24 protein-coding genes and 1 pseudogene are annotated in these 23,323 nt (G+C 53.4%); 10 read left to right on the top strand and 15 right to left on the bottom strand.

Annotated features, from left to right (window positions below; all coding sequences use genetic code 11):
- Nucleotides 1–93 precede the first annotated feature (93 nt).
- The 5 genes from AC6I8R_RS24290 to AC6I8R_RS24270 all read left to right on the top strand — a co-directional run bounded on the left by AC6I8R_RS24290 (nt 94) and on the right by AC6I8R_RS24270 (nt 6,410).
- On the top strand, nt 94–1,080 hold the full coding sequence (locus tag AC6I8R_RS24290) for a nitrilase family protein (RefSeq protein WP_415175544.1): 987 nt from the start codon (nt 94–96) through the stop codon (nt 1,078–1,080).
- Nucleotides 1,081–1,356: 276 nt separating this feature from the next.
- Nucleotides 1,357–2,433 carry an alpha/beta fold hydrolase gene (locus tag AC6I8R_RS24285; protein ID WP_497833108.1) on the top strand — a complete coding sequence of 359 codons (1,077 nt, stop codon included), beginning with the start codon at nt 1,357–1,359 and terminating at the stop codon, nt 2,431–2,433.
- A gap of 111 nt (nt 2,434–2,544) precedes the next feature.
- Nucleotides 2,545–4,164, top strand: a complete 1,620-nt coding sequence (locus AC6I8R_RS24280) for a methyl-accepting chemotaxis protein (protein ID WP_021185481.1) — start codon at nt 2,545–2,547, stop codon at nt 4,162–4,164.
- 240 nt (nt 4,165–4,404) lie between these two features.
- The gene (locus AC6I8R_RS24275) at nt 4,405–5,766 is read left to right on the top strand and encodes a putative bifunctional diguanylate cyclase/phosphodiesterase (protein ID WP_497833107.1); all 1,362 of its coding nucleotides are present in this window, start codon (nt 4,405–4,407) and stop codon (nt 5,764–5,766) included.
- A 95-nt stretch (nt 5,767–5,861) separates the two neighbouring features.
- Nucleotides 5,862–6,410, top strand: coding sequence for a GNAT family N-acetyltransferase (locus AC6I8R_RS24270; RefSeq protein ID WP_497833106.1), 549 nt, complete (start codon nt 5,862–5,864; stop codon nt 6,408–6,410).
- A 93-nt stretch (nt 6,411–6,503) separates the two neighbouring features.
- On the opposite strand, the gene AC6I8R_RS24265 is transcribed toward AC6I8R_RS24270, so the two are convergent.
- Genes AC6I8R_RS24265 through AC6I8R_RS24250 form a run of 4 tightly spaced genes read right to left on the bottom strand, consistent with a single transcriptional unit; the run spans nt 6,504 to nt 9,357 of the window.
- Complete coding sequence (locus AC6I8R_RS24265) at nt 6,504–7,250, bottom strand: anti-sigma factor family protein (protein WP_021185477.1); 747 nt, start codon at nt 7,248–7,250, stop codon at nt 6,504–6,506.
- Nucleotides 7,247–7,756 (bottom strand): RNA polymerase sigma factor, encoded by a 510-nt coding sequence (locus AC6I8R_RS24260; RefSeq protein ID WP_021185476.1) that lies wholly within the window; start codon nt 7,754–7,756, stop codon nt 7,247–7,249. The genes AC6I8R_RS24265 and AC6I8R_RS24260 overlap by 4 nt, the downstream gene beginning before the upstream one ends.
- 9 nt (nt 7,757–7,765) lie before the next feature.
- Nucleotides 7,766–8,305: a cytochrome b gene (locus tag AC6I8R_RS24255; protein ID WP_497833105.1), complete on the bottom strand. Its 540-nt coding sequence runs from the start codon at nt 8,303–8,305 to the stop codon at nt 7,766–7,768.
- Nucleotides 8,302–9,357 carry a catalase family peroxidase gene (locus AC6I8R_RS24250; RefSeq protein ID WP_021185474.1) on the bottom strand — a complete coding sequence of 352 codons (1,056 nt, stop codon included), beginning with the start codon at nt 9,355–9,357 and terminating at the stop codon, nt 8,302–8,304. Before AC6I8R_RS24250 ends, AC6I8R_RS24255 begins: the two co-directional genes overlap by 4 nt.
- Before the next feature lie 154 nt (nt 9,358–9,511).
- On the opposite strand from AC6I8R_RS24250, the gene AC6I8R_RS24245 reads away from it, so the two are divergent.
- Nucleotides 9,512–9,661, top strand: a complete 150-nt coding sequence (locus AC6I8R_RS24245) for a hypothetical protein (protein WP_497833104.1) — start codon at nt 9,512–9,514, stop codon at nt 9,659–9,661.
- A 182-nt stretch (nt 9,662–9,843) separates the two neighbouring features.
- Here the strand turns inward: AC6I8R_RS24245 and AC6I8R_RS24240 are convergent, their stop codons facing one another.
- The 5 genes and pseudogenes from AC6I8R_RS24240 to AC6I8R_RS24220 form a co-directional block, all read right to left on the bottom strand.
- Nucleotides 9,844–10,263, bottom strand: a complete 420-nt coding sequence (locus AC6I8R_RS24240; protein WP_415175538.1) for a type II toxin-antitoxin system VapC family toxin — start codon at nt 10,261–10,263, stop codon at nt 9,844–9,846.
- On the bottom strand, nt 10,260–10,490 hold the full coding sequence (gene vapB / locus AC6I8R_RS24235) for a type II toxin-antitoxin system VapB family antitoxin (protein WP_415175562.1): 231 nt from the start codon (nt 10,488–10,490) through the stop codon (nt 10,260–10,262). Before vapB ends, AC6I8R_RS24240 begins: the two co-directional genes overlap by 4 nt.
- Nucleotides 10,491–10,593: 103 nt before the next feature.
- Nucleotides 10,594–10,725: pseudogene (locus AC6I8R_RS24230) on the bottom strand (DUF924 family protein); the annotation flags it as partial.
- Between the two features lie 67 nt (nt 10,726–10,792).
- Nucleotides 10,793–11,515, bottom strand: coding sequence for a metallophosphoesterase (locus AC6I8R_RS24225; protein ID WP_497833103.1), 723 nt, complete (start codon nt 11,513–11,515; stop codon nt 10,793–10,795).
- 7 nt (nt 11,516–11,522) lie between these two features.
- On the bottom strand, nt 11,523–11,918 hold the full coding sequence (locus tag AC6I8R_RS24220) for an ACT domain-containing protein (RefSeq protein WP_497831352.1): 396 nt from the start codon (nt 11,916–11,918) through the stop codon (nt 11,523–11,525).
- 115 nt (nt 11,919–12,033) lie between these two features.
- Between AC6I8R_RS24220 and AC6I8R_RS24215 the strand changes: the two genes are divergently transcribed.
- Nucleotides 12,034–12,663, top strand: a complete 630-nt coding sequence (locus AC6I8R_RS24215; protein WP_208727359.1) for a LysE family translocator — start codon at nt 12,034–12,036, stop codon at nt 12,661–12,663.
- 49 nt (nt 12,664–12,712) lie between these two features.
- Here the strand turns inward: AC6I8R_RS24215 and AC6I8R_RS24210 are convergent, their stop codons facing one another.
- Together AC6I8R_RS24210 and AC6I8R_RS24205 are read right to left on the bottom strand one after the other, a co-directional pair.
- Nucleotides 12,713–13,255 (bottom strand): carboxymuconolactone decarboxylase family protein, encoded by a 543-nt coding sequence (locus tag AC6I8R_RS24210; RefSeq protein WP_497833102.1) that lies wholly within the window; start codon nt 13,253–13,255, stop codon nt 12,713–12,715.
- A gap of 1 nt (nt 13,256) precedes the next feature.
- The gene (locus tag AC6I8R_RS24205; RefSeq protein WP_415175535.1) at nt 13,257–14,063 is read right to left on the bottom strand and encodes an SDR family NAD(P)-dependent oxidoreductase; all 807 of its coding nucleotides are present in this window, start codon (nt 14,061–14,063) and stop codon (nt 13,257–13,259) included.
- 178 nt (nt 14,064–14,241) lie between these two features.
- Between AC6I8R_RS24205 and AC6I8R_RS24200 the strand changes: the two genes are divergently transcribed.
- The gene (locus tag AC6I8R_RS24200; protein WP_021185465.1) at nt 14,242–15,186 is read left to right on the top strand and encodes a GlxA family transcriptional regulator; all 945 of its coding nucleotides are present in this window, start codon (nt 14,242–14,244) and stop codon (nt 15,184–15,186) included.
- On the opposite strand, the gene AC6I8R_RS24195 is transcribed toward AC6I8R_RS24200, so the two are convergent.
- From AC6I8R_RS24195 to AC6I8R_RS24180, 4 genes are read right to left on the bottom strand one after another with little or no spacing between them, the layout of a single operon-like run.
- Nucleotides 15,138–16,157: an XdhC family protein gene (locus AC6I8R_RS24195; protein WP_497833101.1), complete on the bottom strand. Its 1,020-nt coding sequence runs from the start codon at nt 16,155–16,157 to the stop codon at nt 15,138–15,140. The two genes, AC6I8R_RS24200 and AC6I8R_RS24195, sit on opposite strands and share 49 nt — an antisense overlap.
- 18 nt (nt 16,158–16,175) lie before the next feature.
- Complete coding sequence (locus AC6I8R_RS24190) at nt 16,176–17,504, bottom strand: c-type cytochrome (protein WP_497833100.1); 1,329 nt, start codon at nt 17,502–17,504, stop codon at nt 16,176–16,178.
- 18 nt (nt 17,505–17,522) lie between these two features.
- On the bottom strand, nt 17,523–19,763 hold the full coding sequence (locus AC6I8R_RS24185; protein ID WP_497833099.1) for a xanthine dehydrogenase family protein molybdopterin-binding subunit: 2,241 nt from the start codon (nt 19,761–19,763) through the stop codon (nt 17,523–17,525).
- A complete protein-coding gene (locus AC6I8R_RS24180; RefSeq protein ID WP_021185461.1) occupies nt 19,760–20,218 on the bottom strand; it encodes a (2Fe-2S)-binding protein in 459 nt (152 codons plus the stop codon). Before AC6I8R_RS24180 ends, AC6I8R_RS24185 begins: the two co-directional genes overlap by 4 nt.
- Before the next feature lie 365 nt (nt 20,219–20,583).
- Here AC6I8R_RS24180 and AC6I8R_RS24175 point away from each other — a divergent pair, with 365 nt between their 5' ends.
- The gene (locus AC6I8R_RS24175; RefSeq protein ID WP_021185460.1) at nt 20,584–21,471 is read left to right on the top strand and encodes a LysR family transcriptional regulator; all 888 of its coding nucleotides are present in this window, start codon (nt 20,584–20,586) and stop codon (nt 21,469–21,471) included.
- A 275-nt stretch (nt 21,472–21,746) separates the two neighbouring features.
- Nucleotides 21,747–23,309, top strand: coding sequence for a PTS sugar transporter subunit IIA (locus AC6I8R_RS24170; protein ID WP_497833098.1), 1,563 nt, complete (start codon nt 21,747–21,749; stop codon nt 23,307–23,309).
- The last annotated feature ends 14 nt before the right edge of the window (nt 23,310–23,323 follow it).

Here is a 23,323-nt window from a genome sequence, read left to right as displayed (position 1 = left end):
TCCAGTTCGTTATCAAAAGTGGATAATTGGTGATTATACCCGGTGCTTTCCCTCTGATGAAATCTCAACACTTTCGAATGAGGAGAAAAAACGATGGACGAGTTAATCCGGGTTGCCACCGTGCAGTTTTGTCATCGTGCCAGCGACAAAGCGTACAATCTTGGTGTGATGAAAGGCTTTATTCAGCAAGCCGCCAGTCAGGGCATCCAGATTCTGGCCTTTCCCGAAATGTGCATTACCGGCTACTGGCATGTTCCCGATCTCACTGCTGACCAGGTAAGCGATCTGGCTGAATCCATCGAGGATAGCCCCTCACTGGCCCTACTCCTGGCATTGGCAAAACAGCATGAGATGGCGATTGGCGCGGGTCTCATCGAGCGGGGGAAAGATGGACTCAATTACAATGCCTACGCGGTTTGTATGCCGGATGGTAGCGTCCATGTGCATCGAAAAATGTACGCATTTGAACATCCCGCCATTGCGCGTGGCGATCGCTTCACCGTATTCGACACCCCCTGGGGCGTTAAAGCCGGGGTGCTGATTTGCTGGGATAACAATCTGGTTGAAAACGCCCGCATTACCGCGCTGATGGGCGCAGATATTCTGATCGCCCCCCATCAAACCGGCGGTACACACTCCCGCAGCCCGTTTGGCATGAAACCGATTCCCGTTAGTCTGTGGGAAAACCGCCGCGAGCAACCCGAAGCGCTGGAAGCTGCCTTGCGGGGTGACAGCGGCCGGGGTTGGTTAATGCGTTGGCTACCATCCAGAGCGCACGATAATGGGCTGTTTATTCTGTTCAGCAATGGCGTGGGTCTGGATAACGGCGAGATCCGCACCGGCAACGCGATGGTGCTGGATCCCTACGGCAGGATCATCAATGAAACCTGGTCTGCTGAGGATACGCTGGTGGTCGCAGAACTGGACACCCGTTTGCTGACAATGTCGACCGGACGGCGCTGGATCCACGGCCGCCGTCCTGATCTCTACGGCATGTTGTGCGAACCGCAAGGTTATGAGCGCGATGCGCGCGAAGCACGTTTCTCCAGCGAGACGCCCTCTTTTGGTAAGAAGAAATAGCCGCAAGCACCACGCTTAAGCAATGCAACAGGTGTAAAGGAGAAAACAGGGCCTTTACTTGTATCAGGCTGAACTAATCCTCTGAACCGGACCGCAAAAATAATACACGGATGTATTATCCTAAGAAAAACCGACTAAAAATCGTCTTGTTAAAACTCAAAAATTAAGAGCATTGTATGTTTTTTCTCTGATGTTGTTGATGTCCATTGGGATTTTTCTTAATTGAAACTAATATCAGGCCTCCAGGGGACTACATATAACTTAAGAGTTGCTTTTATGATTAGTCGCACGATATCAGGAATGGCGGGCGCCATTCTGTTAGCTTTATCACCTTTAGCCCAGGCAGCGAATGCATTACCCACACCAAAAGAAGCTGACTGGGTCGCCAAAGAATTTAACTTTAATAACGGCGAAAAACTAAAAGATCTCCGCATTCATTACTACACGCTCGGCGACCGCAGTAAACCTGCGGTATTATTACTGCACGGAACTAATCAACCCATCAAAGCCTTACTGGCCCAGGGTTTTGCCGGTGAGTTATTCGGTCCGGGACAGGCACTGGATAGCAGCAAATATTTTATTATCATCCCGGAAAGTATTGGCTCCGGAAAATCATCCAAGCCTTCGGATGGTTTGCGTATGGCATTTCCCCACTATGATTATGACGATATGGTTACTGCCCAATATCGTTTAATTAAAGAGGGTCTGGGGATTTCTCATCTGCGACTGGTGATGGGATATTCGATGGGGGGAATGCAGACCTGGCTATGGGGTGAAAAATACCCGTCAATGATGGATGCGTTAGTGCCGATGGCCTCACAGCCCAATGAATTATCGGGACGCAACTGGATGCTGCGCCGAATGTTGATTGAATCCATCAAAGGCGATCCGGCCTGGGCCGAAGGCAACTACCGCCAGCAGCCATCGGTACTTAAAACCGCCAATATTATGTTCAGTATCGCCACAACAGGTGGCACGCTGGCTTATCAACACAAAGCACCAACGCGCGCGCTGGCGGATAAGCTGGTTGATGAACGTCTCGCGGCACCGGTCACTGCCGATGCTAACGACCTTATTTATATCTGGGGTTCGTCAGCAAATTACAATGCGTTGCCCGCTTTGCATCGCATCAAAGCGCCGATGCTGATTATTAATTCTGCGGATGATGAACGCAATCCGGTTGAAACCGGCATTCTGCAAGGTGAATTAAATCAAATAAAACAGGCTGAGTTGCTGCTCATTCCGGCGAGCGCAGAAACCAGCGGCCACGGCACCATGATGCAGGCAAAGTTTTATCATGAAAAACTGAAAACGTTTTTAACGCACACGCCTGTCGCAACGGAAAGTCATTAATCGCCACTCTGGTCAGGAAGTCACTCAGGTTACTTCCTGTTTTTTTAATAAAGGAATTATTTTCGACAGCACACTCCTTTTTATCATTTAATCGTTAGCAGGGAATACTCTATGTTTCGTAGAATAAAGATCCGTACTGCACTCAGCATAATGATTTTTTCATTGACTGCATTATTACTCTTCGTAGGCGTTCTGGGATTATTTGCCGTGCAGTCGGGAAATAAATCCTTTGCCACGGTAGATACCGAAGTTTTGCCGGGATTAGTGGCGCTGAATGAAAGTTCAGAACTCTTATTACGCGGCCGGCTGGATTTGCGTTTATATGAATCACTGATGGGTAGCGGCGACACAGAAAAAGCCAAAGTCGCGCTGGAACGCGCCCGCGGTAAAATTGACAGCGCCAGCGCAAAATGGCAGGACTATCTGAAATACCCGCAATCCGCAGAAGAGCAGCCCATTGCGGCTAAAATGGCCTCCACCCGTGACGCGTTAATGAAAGAATTCATTGATCCCGCCTTTGCCGCGCTGGAAGCCGGTAAGCTGGACGAATATCGTCAGCGAGCCGGAAAATCGACGGCGCTGTATGGCGCATTTGATACCGCCTCCAAAGCGCTGGTTGCCTTTAAACTGAAAAGCATTGATGTCGCCTATGACGACTCCAGCGACCGGGTAAAACGTATGGAGTGGGTGCTGTACTTCGCCATCGCCTGTGCTGTGGTGTTGGCCGGTCTGGCCTGGTCGGTAATGACCAATCTGATCGTTAAGCCGTTGAATCATGTGATTAATGTATTTGACCGCATTGCGGAGGGTGATCTGCGTGATCGCATTGATATCAGCGGGAAAAACGAGATAGCCCAGTTGTTTGCCGCCGTGCAGCGCATGCGCGACGGGTTGGAAAATATGGTGCTGATGGTGCGCAGTGGTACAGATGCAATTGGCACCGGTGTGGAAGAGATTGCTTCCGGCAATATCGACCTTTCCAGCCGTACCGAGCAGCAAGCCGCTTCACTGGATGAGACCGCCTCCAGCATGGAACAGATTATGGCGACGGTGCAAAATAACGAAGACAACACCCGTAAGGCGAACGCGCTGTCACAGAAAGCCTCAAATTCCGCTTCACGCGGGGCCAATGTGGTGTCTGAAGTGGTTTCCACCATGAGCTCAATTGAGAAAAGCTCGGCAAAAATTGGTGACATCGTCGGTGTTATTGATGGCATCGCTTTCCAGACCAACCTGCTGGCGCTGAACGCCGCAGTTGAAGCAGCACGAGCCGGTGAAGCCGGGCGCGGGTTCGCGGTCGTGGCTTCAGAAGTTCGCGTGCTGGCACAGCGTAGCGCCACCGCAGCCAAAGAGATTGGCACCATGATTAATGATTCGCTCAGCAGCATCGAACAGGGTTCCGGGCTGGTGAAACAGGCAGGCGTCACCATGAATGAAGTGATGGTTGATGTGAAGAAAGTGGTCGAAATTATGGATGAAGTGATGCTGGCTTCCGGAGAGCAGACCCGTGGCATCTCGCAGATCAATATCGCCATTCAGCAGATGGACGGCGTAACCCAGCAGAACGCTTCGCTGGTGTCAGAAGTGGCGACCGCCGCCAGTTCCCTGCAAGAGCAGGTGGTTAACCTGCAACAGTCGGTGACCCGCTTCCAGGTGGATGACGATAAAGCCACATTGGGCCATGATCTCTACAGCGGCCCGCGTGATTTGGCGCTGATTAACCTGAACTGATTACCGTCTCGCGGGCCTTTTATCTTTTGATAAAAGGCCCGGATAAATTATTCTTTCCTCGCCTTTCTTGCACAAAAACCGTTCTGTACTCCGCCAAATTAAACTCGCAGCACACAAGATATATCTTTAATCCCGACGCCAACGATAAAATAATTAAAAAAAATTATGACACCCAACAACTGCAATCTCGCTATAGTATGATTGTCCACCAGCTATAACATTAAAAAAAGAGACAACAGAATGAATGCTTATTTCGCCACCAGATACGCAAAAGTAAAGAATTTACCATTCATTCTCAAAGGCAATAGCGCTGAGAGAAAGCTACGCCTGACCATTCTCATCTCTGGCACCTCCAGCATTTTGGCCGGTTTATACATGGCCAGTTTGAACTTCTCCATCGGAGAACACCTCATTTCACTGTTTTATTGTATGACCACAATATTGGGCATATATATTTCAGCGGCTGCCTTCTGGAACAATATCAATCGTCACATTTATATCATTACGCATAGTTTGTTGATTAGCATCATTCTACTTTGTCTCTTTGATAATAATCATGATTTCGCCAAACATTCTGAATACAATTATCTTGTGGCTTTGACCATTGGTGGTGCATTGGTATTACGACAGCAATCCTGGTATCTGAAACAGGTTTTCCCTCTCATCTGTCTGCTGGCCTATCTCTTTTTTGTTTCGACCGGCACCATCTGGCAGGATGGCCGTTTCCAGACTGATATGGCACATGTCTCCGGCTTTTATATCGCGAACTGTTCTGTGCCGGTTGTGGCGCTTTTATTAACCGTATTTACCGCACGCGGCAATTATTCTGAAACCGACTTGATTAAACGTGAGCTTTCCCTCGCTATTGAAAGGAATCAATTACAACTGTATTACCAACCACAACTTGATAGTCATAAAGCACTGATTGGATTCGAAGCTTTGCTGCGCTGGAAACATCCGGCGAAAGGATTTATCTCCCCTGAAGTCTTCATTCCAATTGCAGAGAAGAGTGGTTTAATTATCGAGATAGGGCGATGGGTAATGGAGCAGACCTTGCGCCAGATTGCGGAATGGGAACGTCTTCATCACCTCGGCGACATCGCCTTCTCTATCAATATCAGCCCGTTACAATTAATGCACCGAGACTTTACTCAGGATACGCTGCTGACGTTATCTCAGGCAAAAATCCGGCCGGAAAGAATCAAGTTTGAAATTACCGAAACCACCTTCATTTACGACCAGGACAGAATTGCTGAAGTCATGCAACATTTTAGTGGGTTGGGTATTAAATGGGCGATTGATGACTTTGGTGTCGGATACTCATCGTTAAAATCAATCAGTGATTTCGCCGTCGATGATATCAAGATCGATAAGTCGCTTATTATGCAGGTGTTCAAAAATGAATCAGCCTCGCTGGTGGTACAAAAAACCATCGAACTCTCCCGTGAGATGGGGTTAAATGTTCTGGCCGAGGGAATTGAAAATGAAGAATACTTCGAATATCTGAAAAATATGGGTTGCCACCTGTTTCAGGGCTTCCACTTTTCTCGCCCTTTACCTGCGGCAGATGCCCTGACATGGATTAAAAAGCAAAGATTGTAATGGGAAAACCGGCCCCTCACGGTATTTAACCTTTGGAGCGCTGGACCGAAATAACCTATAATTCCCCTCATTGTTATCTCGCTTCAAGGAAGAAAATGCGTTTACTTTCCACCGCACGTACCGATATTTATCTGCTGACAGAAAATTTCGCCGAGGCTTATCTCGCCTTTTTGCTAAATAACCGGGATCATCTTTCCCGCTTTGAACCCCTACGCACTGAAGAATATTTCACCCTTGAACACACCCGTCAGCGGATTGCCGATTCAGCCACTGATTTTGCCGCCAGAAAGAATCTGCTGCTGGTTTTCACACCCAAAGATGAAGACAAAATCATCGGCAGCATCAATTTTACCAACTTCGTGTATGGCGTTTTCCAGGCCTGCTATCTGGGGTTTTCGCTTGACCACGCTTATCAGGGCAAAGGATTAATGCACGAAGCGTTGGAGATAGCCCTTTCTTATGTGCAGAGAGAGTATGGTTTGCATCGGGTGATGGCGAATCACCTTCCCGGCAACCTGCGTAGCAGCAACACCCTGACTAAACTTGGATTTAGCCAGGAGGGTTTTGCAAAGTCCTACCTCAAAATCAACGGTAGCTGGCAGGACCATGTGCTTAATGCGCTTATCTTAGATGAGAATATCTGACAGCAAACAGGGCGTTCTTTTCCTGTTGAAATTAGCATTCTTTGCCATTGGTAAACCTCCGTTGTTATTCCCTTTGAATACTGCCCGATAATATTAACTCGTTGCCAACGCCACCGCCTTGCGTAACCCGCTCACCCCGGATGAATTGATCGGCGTTACCAGCGCGTAGTTATAATGCTGGTCACTCCAGTACTGCGCCATCACATCATCAGCCCGGCGTTCACCATGAGGCAATTTGACCGGGTCCAGTGGGCGGATATACCACCCCACCCGAGTTCCCTGTGGATCCTGATACATAATCAGCGCGGCTGGCCCTTGCGCTGTCGCCATCAGCCGCGCGCCGACCAGCCTGAAACCAAACTGCTCGAGGTTGGGTGGCGGATTACCATTGATAAAATAACGTGCCACCCAGCTACTGAGTTCAGCGTGCTGGCTTGCCACCATGTCCATTGGGGTTTGGGTCTGGTTATCAAAAATTTTATAGGCCTGCACCGCATCTTCCATCGGCTGCGGGCTGGCGATGACCTGCGATTCCTTCAGTTGCCAACCCGCGAAACCGCCAACGCTTGTCGCCAGCACCAGCATGCACGCCGTCGCCAGTTGCCGTAACCGCTGCTGCCGCACCCGACGCCGCAGATATTGCGGATGGGGACGGTCAAGCGTTAGCGAGTGTCGACTGATGGCCTGACGTAATTGCTGTGCGTCAGCCCGCCAGCCCGCAACTTGCGCGGCAGCCTGCGGATTGTCCTTCAGATAACGTTCAACGCGCTCTGCCGTTGCTTCATCCGCTTCCCCATCCATCCAGGCATGGAGTTCGTGTTCATCAGGGGGCAAAGTCATTTCAGTCTCCTTAGCGGCAGCGGCGTCGCCTTACCTTCCAGTTGCTCATGCAGCAACTTACGTCCCCTTGAGAGCCGTGACATCACGGTGCCCAGGGGAATATCCAGCGTTTCGGCCGCCTCTTTATAGCTCAGCCCCTCAACGCTGACCAGCAACAAAATGACGCGATAATCCTCCGGTAATGCAGCAAATACCGCCAACGTATCGTCGGCAATCGCCATCGACTCGCTGGATTGCGCGAACATCTCCTCGCCGGTGAAAAAAGTCAGCAGCTTCATATAGCGTTTGCGCCGCCGTTCCCCATCAACAAACTGACGGTACAGGATGGCAAACAGCCAGGCACGCAGACTTTGATCCCCCTCGCTTTGACGTTGGCGAGTTAACGCTTTCGTCAGGCAGCTTTGTACCAGGTCTTCCGCGCTGTGCGGATTGCGCGTCAACCACAGCGCAAAGCGTTCAAGATGCGGCATCACCTGGCGAATTTCATCATCAGTCAGCTGTGGCATGACTCTCCTTTAGCGTCTGCGGGAGCCAGACATGCTGGCAAAAACCCCATCGCGCAACACCAGGGCATGAAACAACGCGGCGGCCAGGTGCAGCAGCACGGTGATAAACAACATCAGCGCCACCAGAGTGTGCAAAGGACGCAGTATGGCATACCAATCATTGTTCACCGGCAAAATCGGCGGCAGTAGCCATTTCCCCCCTAAAGCGATCGGCACTCCCGCCGCAGACAGCATCGCCCAGCCGATCAACGGCTGAATCAGCATCATGGCATACAGCGCCCAGTGCGAAAGATGCGCCATGCCACGTTGCCAGGCGGGTATGGTTGAGGGCAGTGCCGGAGTGACGGTAGTGAAGCGCAACCACAGTCGCACCACCACCAACACCAGAATCATCAGGCCTAATGGTTTATGGATTGTCACCAGCAGGCTATGCAGTGACGACACGGTGGCAACCATCGCCACGCCAATAAACAGCATCGCCACAATCGCCGCCGCCATTAACCAATGGATCACGCGCAGCGCAGGGTGAAAATAACCGACATGTTTCATAAGTGCGTCCCCGCTTGTTGCGCCTGTTCATGTGTACGCAGGTTATAGGATTTGGCATAGGCTGCTGAGCGCGCATTGAGCAACGGATCATCGGAGGCAGCAATCCCATCAGGCAGGATCAGCGGATCGTAATTGATGTCGTTGCACGGCCCCTGCTGCTGCGGCACCGCGCGGGTTAACACCAGGGTTCCGGCATTGATGGTTTGGCGATCGGCAGGCCAGACTTTTGTTGCATTGCTGCCATCATCACCCGGTTGCGCAACGGTGATCACCAGGTCCCATTCCAGTGGCCCCTGGTTCAGGCGTTGTTGCAGGTCCTGCTGAAGAAAATCTTTGTTATTTTTATCCGCCGCGCTAATCGCCTGATAAGCGGCATGAGGCACCATACTCCAGCGCACCAGATGCGCAGCGCCCGTTTTATCAATGAACCGGAACGCATTCAGGCTATTGAAACGATCGCTGGCCCAACTGGACGAAGGAACGTATTGTTTCGCCCAGGCGAGAAAGGCTTTGAATTCAGGATATTTTTCGACGAAGGCTCCTAACTTTTGTGGATCCGGCTTGCCGGTCGCCGGGTCGGGCAGCGTCGCGGTTTGCAGCGCATAGAATCCTTCCGGCGTCGCCACCGGAAACAGCGGCATGGCATTCATCCCGGTGCGCCATTGCTCACCATCTTTTTGCTGAAACGCCAGCGCCATGCTGCGCACCGGCACCGCGTAATCCGGCGCGGATGGATTCCCCCCTGCGATGGCGAAACGCCCGGTTACCGGGGTATCACCCGGCGCGAAAAGGGCAGCGCGTGATAACGCGCTGGCGTTGCCGTTGGAGGCAAAGGTGCCAATCACGCAGATCCCTTTGGCATGGTTACGGCGATACCCCGGATGCTCACCCCCCGCTTGCTGCAACACCGAAACCAGTTTGTCGGAAGTCAGTCGCTCTGGCGTCAGCCAGCCTCCCGCCCATAAAAACAACACGAGTATAACCAGTGGAACCAGGCCGATTAGCAACAAACGTAGCGTCTTCTGACCAGTGGAAAGTGGAGTTGGAATCATTTTTTAGCTCACCCTGCTCACATTGAGCCCATAAGACGAATGAGCGGCAGGTTTATTCCCACGGCATTAAAAAATTTTTAAACAATGGATGAAGCTAACCATGAGATATAAGTTAAATGTGACTTAGGTTTCAGGCAGCACCGTCAGCTTGTTCATGTTGGTTTTCGGTGTTATGTCGGTGCAGGGGATCATCTGGGTCGGTCTGGCCGGAGCAACGCTTTCCTTACCGGGGCTGCTGTTGGTGGCACAAATCAGGCGCGGCGGTGATATCACCTTACGAACAGCCGTTGACGCAGGGCACTGAAAAAAGCGCCTGAACGGCGCTGATGATGTAGCGGCGCGATTTATCGCGCAATCATGATGGACAGGTAACATTATGAGCCACCTTGCACACTTACGTACCTTTTTGGAAGCTTACCATAGCGGGTCCTTTTCGCGGGCGGGAAACAGCATGACAGCGGTCCGGGAGGTCTTTTCCAGGCCAAATCACTGGTGACTCCAGTCCTCCAGCATGAGATTGGTTACCCGCTCAAACTCCCGCGTATTGTTAGTGACCAGAATGGCACCCACAGCCACTGCATGCCCGGCTATGGCGGTGTCGTTAGGTCCGATGGGGGTTCCGGCGCTCGCCAGCAATGCCTTGATCTCCGTGGTCGCATCAACAGCTGCTTTATCCCAAGGGAGAATGGCATCAAGACGGGCGCAGAATGCGTCAACAAGCAGCACATGACGCGGAGAAGCCTTCTTGCCAATCGGGCCGAAGCGCATTTCAGCATAGGTGATAGCGGACACTACGATGCGGTGTCCGCGCAACACGCTTTGCTCAAGACGAGTGATCACCGCCTCCGGTTGTTCACGCATGATAAATGAGCATATGTTCGTGTCCAGCATGTAGGTCTTATTCACAGTTCAAAGCGTCCTTCGTCGTTGACAATGTCCCCGCGCTCTTTCATAAAATCTGCGTCAGCCTTTTCAAATTGACTGAACGAACTCCAGGTCGGACGAACGGGACGTAAAATGATGCTGTCACCTTCACGAATAATCTCTAATTCACTAACACCTTCAAAATCGAGATCGCGCGGTAAACGAATAGCGCGATTATTACCATTTTTAAAAATAGAAACGGTTCTCATCATATTCTCCTTTCCGTTCGGCCTGACCAAAGCACACCACGCGCATATGCACAGTATATGCAGATGCTAAGCATATGTATAGTTCCTGGGTATGTGGCTGAATTCAGAAGAAAGATAAGCGCTGTTTCTCCAGAAAGGCCTGTTCATCGGCAGATAACGTCCTGCCCAACAGCGTATTGCGATGCGGATAGCGGCCTAACCTGAGGATAATTTCGCGATGTACCCGTTCACTTTGCGCGTACGAGGTTCCTTTGCTTAGCCTCTACCGTCATTATCGCGCCGCTACGTCATATGCACCGGTGTTAAATGGAAACATGGTGACTGGTCAGTACATTATCCACATAGCGATGAATCATCAGCGCCGGCGGATCGTTAACCGGGGGGATCGTATCTGTACCAAACCAGACGGGATTTGCCGGGCACAGCGAGCCGCAGATATACGCCGGAACACCGGCTAATGACCCGGCGATCGGTCGGTGGACATGCCCGGTGGCAATTGCCAGAACCTTGCCGGGCATATGCCTGAGCAGTGCGGCCAGTTCCGCAGTCCCTGCACACATCGTCTGGTCCAGCGAGGGGATCCCCGAAGCAAAAACATGATGATGCAGAAATAGCAGCGCTGGTGACGTATGGATATCCCGGAGTTGTTGCTCCAGCCAGGCAATATGGTTGACTACACTACCTGCGGTCGTGTTCACCAACGTGGAGTCCAGGCCGATCAGACGAAGAACTCCAGCATCATAATTGAAGTGCAGAAACTCATCTGCGGCAGCAGCCCCCCAGACAGCACGCATCTGGCGGCGATCATCGGAATTACCGGGAAGTACCCGCGAAGGCCAGGTTTTCCGGCTCAGCCGCTCTGCAATCTGCGAATACCCTGCAAGCCACTGGTTATCAATCAAGTCCCCGGTCAGCACCAGCACGTCCGGCTTAAGCTGATCGAGCCAGGCAAGCGCCTTATCAAACCGTTGCAGATTGTCATTGTCGGGGGAAGCATGAATATCTGAAACTTGCGCGACCAGCATATTGACCTCAGCGTGCGGCAAGAGAACGAATCACGGCGATGGCGCGCTCGGTATCGTCCCAGGCGACAAAAATATGATCATGGTAGTAACCCGCCACCACGTTACAGCTGATGCCCTCCTCTGCCAGAGCCGTAGAAAATGCCGCAGTCAGGCCCACGGCGGCGAGTGAAGAATGGACTTCGAGAGTGATCCATCCGGCGAGGTAGTCATAATCGATGTCCCGTGCCTGCGCCACCGCCTGCGGCAGCACCAGCGTAGTCCCTTCACGCTCCTGTACCACAACCACCGCCTGTGCCAGCAACTCAGCCGCTGGTTGCTGCAACGTACAAAATACATATTGCCCCTCATTGCGTCGGGGCGTCGCCGTGCGCAGCAAAACCTGGAGATTATTTTCACCTGACATCATTTTCTCTCTTGTCATCATGGTCGTTGGTTGCGATCCCAACAACAGGATAGCCCCAGTCCTGCCTGGCGTGTATTCTGCATCCTATAATTTCAGGGTGATGGTTGGAGAAACTATGTTGTTGTCGAGTTTGATGGCGATTGCTGCGGTTTTAATTATGGGCGTGATCAGCCCTGGTCCAAGTTTTATCTACGTTGCCCGTAATGCCGTCGCACGCTCGCGATTACATGGCCTGTTAACTGCACTCGGCATGGGAACCGGGGCGGCGATCTTTTCCATCATGGCGATGTTTGGTCTGGAAAGAATTCTGATTGCATTGCCCGAATTATTTACCGGATTGAAAATTGCTGGTGGCCTCTATCTTATCTGGATGGGCTATAAGATCGCGAAGAATGCATCAAAACCCTTTAGCGTGACGTCTGAATCCTTATCCGAAGCGCACTCCTTGCTGGGCACCTGGCGTGACGGATTGTTGACCCAGTTGAGTAATCCGAAAACCGCCCTGGTCTTTGCCTCCATTTTTACCGCGTTGTTGCCCAAAGAGATCCCCGGCTATTTCTATTACATTATTCCGCTGATGGCATTTGTGATTGATGCCGGATGGTATTCACTGGTGGCTATTTTATTGTCCTCGAAAAGACCACGAGATATTTACCTGCGCCTTAAGCGCGCCATTGACACCATTTCTTCGGCGATCCTGGTGTTGTTAGGGGTTAAAATTATCTTCACCGCGTTTCAGAAATAACCATCAACCAGGCAGGCTTACGTGCTGAAAAGCCTGTCTGGTCATAACCCTACAGTGATGGAATCGGCGGAAAATCTACTTCGGTATCATTGACCCGATTAATCATGTTGGTGAACAGAATCGCGGTCACCACACCGATGGTTTCAACCACTTGCTGGTCATTAAAACCGGCGTCACGCAATGCACTGACATGATGGGCGGATAACGTGCCGCGCGTTGATACCAACAGTTGTACAAACTTCACCAGCGCATCGATTCTGGCATCATCGACCAGAAATCCCTGACGCAGTTCAAGCGTCTGCGCCTCGCTGTAACCGGCTTTGATCGCTTGCGGCGTATGTGCAGCAAGGCAATAATCACAGCCACTTTCCTCACTGACCGCGAGGTTAATCGCCTCTCGCTCACGCGCGCTGAGACTACTCCTGGACAGCGCCGCGTTAAGCTGTAAGGTTTGCGCCAGAATATCAGGGGCATTGCTGCCAATGGTCAGATAAGCATTGGGGACTTTACCCATCGCCTGCTTAATACCTTTGAACAGTTCTGCGGCTTTGCCACTGGCTTCCTCAAGTGAATCCGTATGCAAACGACTCATCTTATTTCTCCTGTGATCCCAGGTAACGCGCGGCCGGGATATTGTGTGAAAAGTCCTGAATCACGGCCTGACGTGCCTGTTCCCATTGCTGCAAACGGCTTTCGTCATGCAGTGACGGGATGGTGATCAGCTCACCATGCAGGAATCCGGTCAGGGCGGCATCGACCATGTCTTCGGCTTTCATCACAATCTCCGGGTCGAGCTGACTTAACGGCAAACCGCCGTTATCCCAGAAGGGGGTCGCTGTCGCGCTGGGCAGCACCACCTGAACCTGAATCCCTTTATCCGCCAACTCATGATGAAGAGACTGGCTGAATGCCAGCACATAGGCCTTGCTCCCACCGTACACCCCGTTCAGGATCTCAGGCGCGATGCCGACAATCGAAGCAATATTGATGATAGCCCCCCGCCCCCGGCTGATAAATCCTGGCACAACGGCGTAAGTCAGCCGGGTCAACGCGGTGACGTTGAGATTAATCATCGTCGTCATTTGGTCGACATCGCTGTCCACCAATGGCGTGTGTGTGCCGATACCGGCGTTATTCACTAATAACGTAATGCTGGCATCATGGCGTAACTTCATCTCCAGCGCCGCCAGTTGCCCGGCGTCGTTCAAGTCGGCGGCCACCACTTCCACGTTACGCTGGCTATCCGCCGTGATATGGCTGGCCATCTGGTTCAGACGATTGTGGTTCCGGGCGACAATGATCAGGTCATATCCCATCTTTGCCAGTCTGGCGGCATAAATGGCCCCCATCCCGGTCGACGCGCCTGTCACCACCGCAGTGCCTTTCGTTGCATCACTCATCTCATTCACCTTGCATGATGTGTTGGATGCATTGAGGTTACGCCATCGCCGCAGGGAGAAAATGACGTAGAAGGGTACGATTTCGGACATCTTTTTGCCCAAAAGAGATTGATTGCAGGGCCTGATTCTTTCAGGATGGTTTGCCCATTGATGTGGTTGCCAATACAAGGATCCCAAAATGCATCGGGTTGGATTGCTGATTGCCGACCAGTTTCAGTCACTGGCGTTATCGACACTGACCATTTTCGAGTTTGCCAATTTAGTGCTTGGCGAGCCTTTTTATCAATGCGCGGTTTACTCCGAGCACGGCGGTCAGGTTTCCTCTTCCTTTGGCATCAGTGTGACGACAATTGCCTTAAGCGATGAGGCTTCTGCTGATACCTGGCTAATTGGCGGGGTGCTCACGCCGGTCACACTTCCGGCTAGCGAGCGGGTGGTTCATTTCCTGAAAAATCACGCCTTGCGGGCGCGCCGCGTCGCAGGCATTTGCACCGGTGCTTTCGTACTGGCGCAGGCCGGATTACTTTCTGAACGCCGGGCGACCACCCATTGGGCTTATGCGCAGAGCCTGAAAACATTGCATCCCACCATCAGAACCGAAGACGACCTGATTTATATCATTGATCACCAGATCTGGACCTCTGCCGGGATGACGGCTGGCCTCGATATGGTGCTGGCGATGGTGGAAAAAGATCATGGTAGCGAGGTTGCCCGCAGCATTGCTCAGCGTATGGTTATGAACCAGCGACGTTCGGGCGGTCAGCGCCAGCATTCCGAACTGCTGGCCCTGTCACCGCGCAGCGATCGCCTGCAAACCGCGATTGAATATATCCGCAGCAACCTCACCAAATCACTCTCCGTCGAGCAACTCGCGGATGCAGTACATCTGAGTTCGAGGCAACTGAACCGCCTGTTTTTGGCTGAGACAGGGAAATCACCGGCGCGCGTCATCGAGCGTTTACGCCTTGAAGCCGCGCGGCTGTTGATAGAACAAACCCGACTGTCGCTGGACGTGGTGGCGCGAGATTCAGGATTTCGCGATCGCCGCCACATGCGTGATGTTTTTATGCGGGGCTACGGCATCCCTCCGCAGGCGCTGCGCACCGGAAAGAAGGATGCCTGATCACTCGCCAGACCATTTTTATGGCGCACGATATCGGCCATAATCGACAACGCAATTTCCGCCGGGGTTTTGCTGCCAATCGCCAGCCCAACCGGGGCATGGAGGCGGCTTAACTGATGCGGTGCAACATCGCCATACCGCACCAGCCTTTCTTTGCGGCGTTGGCTGTTCTGGTGCGAACCCATTGCGCCGATATAGAAAGCCGGCAGGTTGACGGCTTCCATCATGGTCAGATCATCGATACGCGGATCATGGGTTAACGACAGGATCGCGGTGGCCGGATGGCACCCCTCGCGCTCAAGATAAACCGCCGGGAACAGTTTTATCAGCGTCACGCCAGCATCCAGATCCGCAGCCAGATTGCTCAGAACATCTTCCCGGTGTTCGCAGACGAGGGTTTCAAACCCCAGCGCCAGCGCGAAATTGGCGCAATATACCGCGACGCTCGACAAGCCACCGATAACCAGCCTGGGCGGTGCAGAGAGGGTCAACGTCACCTCATCCCCCTCGATGTGGGTCGCGGTCCGGCTGCGGTACGCAGCCGGTTCGAGTGAAATACATGGCGCAGGCAGGGTAATCCTTTTGGTCAGCGCCGTCGCACTGATCAGGGCATCGTGCATCTGCCCCAGATAACCAATAGCCTCACGACCAGGGAGCAGCCTTTCCACCAGAATATCCAGCACCCCACCGCACGGTAGCGCCCGGTCAGGTGCCAGCCCGCCATCACCATAACGTACCAGCTGGCTCGACGCCGAAAAGGCATCGTCACGAATCCGCGCGATAAAACTCTCTTCCACACAGCCACCGGAAAGCGAACCACAATATTGCCCGTCTTTGCGGATCACCATCATCGCCCCCGGTGGTCGCGGTGAGGAGCCGTAGGTGCTCAGTACGGTACACAACCATAGCTCATGCGCTTCCGCCCACTGCCGGGCGGTACTGATGACCTGCACATCAAGATTCTGCATCATTTCTCCTGACGGCTGTGGCTATCGCATTTGCAGGATGATGACGTTGCTGCTGGCCGGGTCGGTTTTGGCGCGTAATTCGCCGACCGCCTGCGCATCGGTTTTTTCACCCTGATTGCCCCATGAAGAACGAATAAAATTCAGCACATCCGCCGCTTCCTGATCGGTAAGCTGTTTCCGATACGGCGGCATACGATAGGCATCAGGCACGCCATCCGCCACCACGCGTGCCGAACCGTTGAGCAGCACGTTGATTGAGGAAGCGGTATCGACCTGCATCGACGTTGCCCCGGCCAGCGGCGGGATCCACGGTGCCTGCCCTCGTCCATCCGGGCCATGACAGCTGCTGCATCGCGCCATATAGGTCTGGCTACCGGGGGTGGCTGGCGCATCGTCATGCTGATACTGCCAACCCTTGCCACTGTTGTGACTGCCCGGCGGCAGAGACTTCAGATAGTGGGCAATGGCGCGCAGGTCATCGTCACGCATAAACTGCGTCGAGTTGTTAAATGCATCAGCCATTGAACCAAACACCACGGCATGCTGGTTGCGGCCTTTTTTCAGGAATTCAACGACATCCGCTTCGCTCCAGCGGCTGATGCCGGTGTTGGCATCGTTGCGCAGACTGGGCGCATACCAACCATCCAGCAGCGCTCCCGCCAGATAATCCGGGCTGCTGGCATCGAGGGCTTTCTCATTAAACGCCAGTCCACGCGGCGTATGGCAACTGCCGCAATGTCCCGGACCTTCCACCAGATAAGCACCGCGATTCCACACCGCATCCTGATTTGCCACCGGCTGTTGCGGTCCACCACGCGAGAAAGCCGCGCTCCACACCGCCAGCGGCCAGCGCATATTCAGCGGCCAGGGGATCTCACTGGCGCGATTCTGGCGGGATACCGGTTTGACGTCATGCATCATAAAGGCGTAAAGCGCCGCAACATCCTCATCCGTGAGCTTCTGATAGGAAGGAAAAGGCATCGCCGGGTAGAGGCGGTGACCATCACGCGCCACACCATGTCGCACGGCGCGATCAAAATCAGCCAGTGAATAGTTACCGATTCCCGTTTCCGGGTCCGGAGTGATGTTGGTGGTATAGATTTTACCCACCGGTGTCGCCATCGCCAGCCCACCGCTGAACGGCGCACTGTCCGGGGTACTGTGGCAGGCCACACAATCGCTAAGCCGGGCAACGTACTCGCCCCGACGGATCAATTCGGCAGAAACCGGAGGTTGATCCGCATTTGCGCCATCAAAGGTGGAAGAAGGCGTGCGCAGCAACCACAGCAGCGCGCCTGCGACCACGCACAACACACCAATCAGGATCAGGCTAAGCCTTTTAATCGTCATGTCATCCATCCCTCAGGCTCAGGTGAAATCATAGTGTGAAAGCGGCATTGAACGGATACGTTGCCCGGTCAACCGGGAAACCGCATTGGCGACCGCCGGAGGAATCGCAGGCAATGGCGGTTCACCGATACCCCCCATCTTCGCCCCGCTCTCCACGATGCGTACTTCTACCTTTGCCATGCGTGAGGGCGGCAGAATCGGGTACATATCGTAGTTACGCGCCACCGGTTGCCCCTTCTCATACACGCTCTCCTCAAGCAGTACCTGAGAAAGTCCAAGCGCTATCGCGCCATTGACCTGCGCCTCGACGATCGCCGGATTAACGATGCTGCCAGGGTCAACGGCTTCCCACACCTGATGAACCTTGACCTGGCCGTTTTCAATCGACACTTCGGCAATCGCTGCCGCTTCAGTGCCGAACGGCGAAGCCATCGCGACACCACGGGCGCGGCGGCTGCCATCTGCGGCGGTGTAAGGCCCGGCCTGCCATCCCCCGGACATCTCCGCCACGGTATTGAGCAGTTTGGTCAGCCGTTCGTTACCCTGTAACAAATGCAGACGCAAAGCGAAGGGATCAATCTTGCCTTGATCAGCAATCTCATCAAGGAAACACTCGTAGAGAAAATCGTTCATCGAATTGCCTACTGAGCGCCAGTAACCCAGCCTTACCGGGCCTTTTTTGTAGATCTGGGCGATGCGTACATGGGGGATTGAGTAGGATTTCCCCGCCAGCCCTTCCACTGCCGTTGGGTCCAGTTTGGCACCGTGTTTCCCGGCCAGCCCTTCTGTCGGGCCTTCACAAATGCTGATCGCCTCCAGCGCCAGCGGATAGCCTTTATCATCCAGACCGGCACGAAAACGCACCGCTGCCATCGGTCGATGGGTATCGCGTAAAAACTCCTCTTCGCGGCTCCAGATCACCTTAACCGGGCGACCGACCGCCTGTGCCAGTTGAATGGCCTGGGGATAGACCATAGCGGTGTCATAGACAAAATGGCGGCCAAAAAAGCCCCCCAGCAGGGGCGAATGGATAATGATTTTTTCTGCGGGCAAACCGGTCCGTTTCGCCGCATCGGCCTGGAACATTTCCGGTGCCTGATTAGGTAGCCACAACTCCAGGGTGCCGTCGGGATTAAAGCGCGCCAGCGCGGAGGGCGGCTCCAGTTGGGCGTGATTGAGATACTGGCTGTGATAGGTCGCGCTCAGCGTGGTTTTCGCCGCTGACATTCCCTCGGTGATGTTACCTGTGACTTCCGCGTCTTCACCGTTACCCGGTTCTTTCGCCAGCGCATCGGCAAAGTCAGCTGAGGAGAAGTCAGCAGGCATGTAACGACCGTCCGGCGTCTGAGGTTCCTGCCACTCGACCTGCAAGGTTTCAACAGCACGCTTCGCCTGCCACCAACGCTCGGCCACGACCGCCACCGCACCCGGCAGCACATGCACCGAATGCACCCCCTTCATCGCCTTCACCTGCTCGGCATTGCGCAACGGGCCAACGTTCAGCCCCAGGCGTGGCGCATGCTGCACCGCCGCATGCAGCATGTCATCTACACGACAATCGATGGTATAAATCGCCTGACCGGTCGATTTTTCATGCATATCCAGACGCGGTACCGGTTTGCCAATCCAGCGAAACTGCGCGGGGTCCTTCAGGCGCACCGAATCCGGTGGCGGAACCGGCAAATCACGCGCCCGCGCAGCCAGCTCACCATAAGAGAGCGAACGGCCTGAATCGTCATGGATCACTTTGCCGGGTTCGGTACGCAGACGCTCAATGGGGACAGACAGCGTAGTGGCCGCCGCCTGAAGCAACATCTGCCGCGCCAGCGCGCCGAGACGGCGCATGGTGGTGTAGCTGGTGCGCACCGACTGGCTACCGCCGGTAATGCGCAACCCGCTATCCATCACTTTATACTGGGAACCTGCCGGTGCATTTTCCACCGCGAAGGTGGCGGGATCGGCATCCAGTTCTTCACCGACAATCTGCGCCATCGCGGTAAAAATGCCCTGCCCGCCTTCGATAAAGGGCGAGAGGAACTTTACCGAGCCATCCGGTCGAATCTCGAGAAAAGCCGGAACCAGCGTGCCCGGAGCGGGTACAGCGCCCGTGGTTTGTGCACGGCTTTGCGCAACAGGTAAGCCAATACCCAGCACCAACGCACCCGCCACACTGCCAGTTGCCAACAGAAAACGCCGCCGGGAGAGGTTCGCGGGCCGATCCTCGCTCAGCGATGCCATCACCTCGTCGTGGTCGCTCATGCTGTTTCTCCCTTACCAGCCACATCATGAATGGCCGCACTGATGGCGTTATAGGTGCCACAGCGACACAGGTTCACCATTGCGGCGGCAATCTGTGCGTCTGAGGGATGGGCATGTTGTTTGAGTAACGCTGTCGCCGCCATCACCTGACCTGACTGACAATAACCACACTGCGGCACCTGATACTTAACCCAGGCCTCGACCACGCGTTTACCCATTTCATCGGCTTCAATCGCTTCAATGGTAGTGATTTGCTTGCCAGCCAACTTATCAATCGGCGTGACACACGCGCGGGTAATCTGACCGTCAATCATTACCGAGCAGGCGCCACATTGCGCCAGACCGCAGCCATACTTGGTCCCGGTCATCCCCAGATCGTCGCGGATTACCCACAGCAGCGGCGTATCACCCTCTGCATCGACCTGCCAGATTTTGTTATTAATGTGCAGTTCCATAGGTCTCCGGTATTAAAAAGTGAGAAAAGTCAGAGCGGGAAAATAGCCAGAATGGAAAGTCGTAATATAATGTTTTCTACAACGACATCGAATTCCGCACGGAAAGGAATCGTGGACATACCTAAGTCCTGATTATTATTAAGCGTAGCGCAATGTTTAATAGTGAATATCGAAATGCCGTTATGAAAAAAATTCACCAATCAAGGTTTACCGGCCCACCAATGAGAAATATTCTTATTCAACCTTCCTGTTTAATATTCTGTGCTGAACAACAACCCCAAGGGTAAATGACGTGGATTACCTTGAACAAATGGGATAATTTGCACCTGGTTGTGAAAAATAATCACAAATAAGGCGCAGATTTAATGAATGATATCCAGGCGTTTATCACCGTAGCCAGAGAGAGAAGCTTCACCCGTGCTGCGGCCCTTCTTGGTGTCAGCCCTTCGGCTCTGAGCCATACCATGCGCAATCTGGAGGAAAGAATTGGCGTGCGCTTGCTGGCGCGTACCACGCGCAATGTTGCTCCCACAGAAGCCGGTGAGAAATTATTGCTCTCCGTCGCCCCGCTGTTTGAGCAGATAAACAGTGAAATAGAACGGATTGCTGAATTACGCGACACACCCGCAGGCAATATTCGTATTACCTGTTCTGATAATGCAGCTGAAGATTTATTACGTCCGATGTTGCCCGCTTTTCTGGCGCAATATCCGGATATCAGTATTGAGATCTGCATTGATTATGGTTTTACCAATATCGTCTCCGAACGTTTTGACGCCGGTATCCGGTTGGGTGAGTCGATTAGCAAAGATATGATTGCGGTGCGTATGGGACCTGACTGGCGGCTGGCGGTGGTCGGCACACCGGAATATTTTCAGGCCAATCCTGCGCCATTGACCCCACAGGATCTTGCCCGGCATCGCTGCATCAATATCCGCCACTCTCCCGCAGGCAGTGTTTATGCCTGGGAGTTTGAAAAGGAAGGGCGGAAATTGAATATTCGGGTCAACGGCCCGTTAATATCGAACAGCATCCTGCATGTGATGAATGGCGCGCTGGATGGTATCGGGCTGGCCTATGTACCAGATTCGATGGCTCAGCCGCACATTGAAGCCGGACGTCTGGTGGAAGTGCTGTCTGACTGGAGCCCGATGTTTGAAGGTTTTCATCTTTATTATCCGAATCGGCGTAATACCTCCTCCGCCTTCGCCGCCTTTGTTGACGCCGTCAGATACCGGGGAAAAATTCGTTGATGCTGAAAAAGGCAAAAACTTTAAAATTGTGACCTGTGCCGCAATCCCTCGCTGATCGCTCCCAATCAATATTGATAATAAAAACAATGCGCCCGCCTGGATGCGGTCGCCTTTTAATATGACAAGTGTCACAAATTCATCATCAGGTCACTATTTTCCAGAAAAGGTAACGTTTTTACTATATTAGCGCTTACTTAAACGGTTAAAGATACCCGCCACCGGAGAGATAACTCAAACCGGTTAAACCGCGTATTGACCTTATGCCTGGAGTCAGAATGGTGGTGGAAATAACTTATCAATGCGAGATAAGCGAGGGGATCCACGCCAGACCTGCCGGGCATATCGCGCGTCTGTGCAACACCTTTCAGTGCGAGGTGGTGTGGCAAAACAACCGAACCGCGCTGGAAGCAAACGCCAAAAGTGCCCTCTCCCTGATCGCCACAGATACGCTGCTGGACGATAGCTGTCTGATTACGCTGCACGGTGCTGACGCGCTCTCCGCCTCTGTCGCCCTGCAAGCTTTGCTGAATAACCTTCCGGCGTTTACCACCCTTGTTGAGCCGGCGCTGGCCGTCACTAACGGTTCCCTCCCGCGCTGTCTGCACGAACTGCAACCGCAATATCTGACCGGCGTTCGTATCAGCGGCGGTATCGCCATCGCCAAACCGCGAGTGCTCAAGGGGGTGACCTTTGGTGAGTTACTGATCCGTAGCCCTGGCACTACCGCTAACCGGGAGACGGAGATAGCGCGTCTGACGGAGGGGCTGCGAACGCTGCGGATCAACAAAGAAGCGGCGCTGGCAGCCGCCCGGGGTATTGAACAGGACCTGCTCGAAGCCCATTTGTTATTTATTACCGACAGTGCCTTTCGCGACAGCATCATCAGCTATCTTGATGCCCCGATGAATGCCTGGTCTGCCATTATCAACGCGGCGATGGGCTTCAGCGCCATCCTCGAACGCTCATCCAGCCATTATATTCAGGAACGCACGCTGGATATGCTGGACATCGCCACGCAACTGCTGGTCGAGATATACGGTGCTCAGTCTGGGTTGCCACCTGCGCTGTCATTAGATGAACCGGCCCTGGTGATCGCCGATAGCCTGACGCCCGGCCAGTTCCTGGCGCTCAACAAACAACATCTCGCCGGTCTTATCTTGTCCTCTACCGGTAAAACATCGCATACGGCTATTCTCGCCCGTTCTCAGGGCATCCCTACCCTTGCTGATCTTGATTTTGCCACTCAGCCATTTTCACCTCAGCAAGAGATGGTGCTCGATGGTGATCTGGGGCTGCTGATCACCCGCGCGGATGACAAGATCCTGCGTTATTACCGTCATGAAAAAGACGTGCAACAACAAATGCGCCTGAAGGGGCCCTCCACCCGCACAGATAAGCCTCTGTTGACGCCGGACATGATCCTGTGGGGGTTGGATGCGTGCGACAAAAACGAAGTGATTAAAAAAATGGTCGATAACCTGTGGCTGCACCAACGCACCGACTGCCGGGATAAGCTGTGCCAGGATATCTGGTCACGGGAGGTTCCCTTCCCCACCGTGGTCGGTTCTGGCTTTGCTATTCCGCACGCCCGCAGCGATGCCATTCTCGATTCCACCATCAGCGTCGCGACACTGCGCCAGCCCGTTGTCTGGGGCGGGGTGTCGGTGGATACGGTGTTTATGTTGACCATCAACCAGGCCGCAGCGGAAAACGAACATATGAAATATTTTTCCACGCTGGCGCGGATGCTGATGAACGACGAATTTGTCGCCAAAGCCAAAAGCGCAGCCACACCTGATACGCTCTACCACCTGATAATCAGTACCTTAGCGTGCTAGTTGCCAAACGCGAT

This window comes from Pantoea sp. X-Soil-OKNW-713 (assembly GCF_059730685.1).
The sequence above is the reverse complement of the archived record's forward strand: the minus strand, read 5'-3'. Positions and strand labels throughout refer to the sequence as shown.

Bases quoted from the DNA above. Each gene is read 5' to 3' on its own strand.
- AC6I8R_RS24290 (WP_415175544.1), top strand. From the start codon at position 94: ATGGACGAGTTAATCCGGGTTGCCACCGTGCAGTTTTGTCATCGTGCC.
- AC6I8R_RS24285 (WP_497833108.1), top strand. From the start codon at position 1,357: ATGATTAGTCGCACGATATCAGGAATGGCGGGCGCCATTCTGTTAGCT.
- AC6I8R_RS24280 (WP_021185481.1), top strand. From the start codon at position 2,545: ATGTTTCGTAGAATAAAGATCCGTACTGCACTCAGCATAATGATTTTT.
- AC6I8R_RS24275 (WP_497833107.1), top strand. From the start codon at position 4,405: ATGAATGCTTATTTCGCCACCAGATACGCAAAAGTAAAGAATTTACCA.
- AC6I8R_RS24270 (WP_497833106.1), top strand. From the start codon at position 5,862: ATGCGTTTACTTTCCACCGCACGTACCGATATTTATCTGCTGACAGAA.
- AC6I8R_RS24265 (WP_021185477.1), bottom strand. From the start codon at position 7,250: ATGACTTTGCCCCCTGATGAACACGAACTCCATGCCTGGATGGATGGG.
- AC6I8R_RS24260 (WP_021185476.1), bottom strand. From the start codon at position 7,756: ATGCCACAGCTGACTGATGATGAAATTCGCCAGGTGATGCCGCATCTT.
- AC6I8R_RS24255 (WP_497833105.1), bottom strand. From the start codon at position 8,305: ATGAAACATGTCGGTTATTTTCACCCTGCGCTGCGCGTGATCCATTGG.
- AC6I8R_RS24250 (WP_021185474.1), bottom strand. From the start codon at position 9,357: ATGATTCCAACTCCACTTTCCACTGGTCAGAAGACGCTACGTTTGTTG.
- AC6I8R_RS24245 (WP_497833104.1), top strand. From the start codon at position 9,512: ATGTTGGTTTTCGGTGTTATGTCGGTGCAGGGGATCATCTGGGTCGGT.
- vapB (WP_415175562.1), bottom strand. From the start codon at position 10,490: ATGAGAACCGTTTCTATTTTTAAAAATGGTAATAATCGCGCTATTCGT.
- AC6I8R_RS24225 (WP_497833103.1), bottom strand. From the start codon at position 11,515: ATGCTGGTCGCGCAAGTTTCAGATATTCATGCTTCCCCCGACAATGAC.
- AC6I8R_RS24220 (WP_497831352.1), bottom strand. From the start codon at position 11,918: ATGTCAGGTGAAAATAATCTCCAGGTTTTGCTGCGCACGGCGACGCCC.
- AC6I8R_RS24215 (WP_208727359.1), top strand. From the start codon at position 12,034: ATGTTGTTGTCGAGTTTGATGGCGATTGCTGCGGTTTTAATTATGGGC.
- AC6I8R_RS24210 (WP_497833102.1), bottom strand. From the start codon at position 13,255: ATGAGTCGTTTGCATACGGATTCACTTGAGGAAGCCAGTGGCAAAGCC.
- AC6I8R_RS24205 (WP_415175535.1), bottom strand. From the start codon at position 14,063: ATGAGTGATGCAACGAAAGGCACTGCGGTGGTGACAGGCGCGTCGACC.
- AC6I8R_RS24200 (WP_021185465.1), top strand. From the start codon at position 14,242: ATGCATCGGGTTGGATTGCTGATTGCCGACCAGTTTCAGTCACTGGCG.
- AC6I8R_RS24195 (WP_497833101.1), bottom strand. From the start codon at position 16,157: ATGATGCAGAATCTTGATGTGCAGGTCATCAGTACCGCCCGGCAGTGG.
- AC6I8R_RS24190 (WP_497833100.1), bottom strand. From the start codon at position 17,504: ATGACGATTAAAAGGCTTAGCCTGATCCTGATTGGTGTGTTGTGCGTG.
- AC6I8R_RS24185 (WP_497833099.1), bottom strand. From the start codon at position 19,763: ATGAGCGACCACGACGAGGTGATGGCATCGCTGAGCGAGGATCGGCCC.
- AC6I8R_RS24180 (WP_021185461.1), bottom strand. From the start codon at position 20,218: ATGGAACTGCACATTAATAACAAAATCTGGCAGGTCGATGCAGAGGGT.
- AC6I8R_RS24175 (WP_021185460.1), top strand. From the start codon at position 20,584: ATGAATGATATCCAGGCGTTTATCACCGTAGCCAGAGAGAGAAGCTTC.
- AC6I8R_RS24170 (WP_497833098.1), top strand. From the start codon at position 21,747: ATGGTGGTGGAAATAACTTATCAATGCGAGATAAGCGAGGGGATCCAC.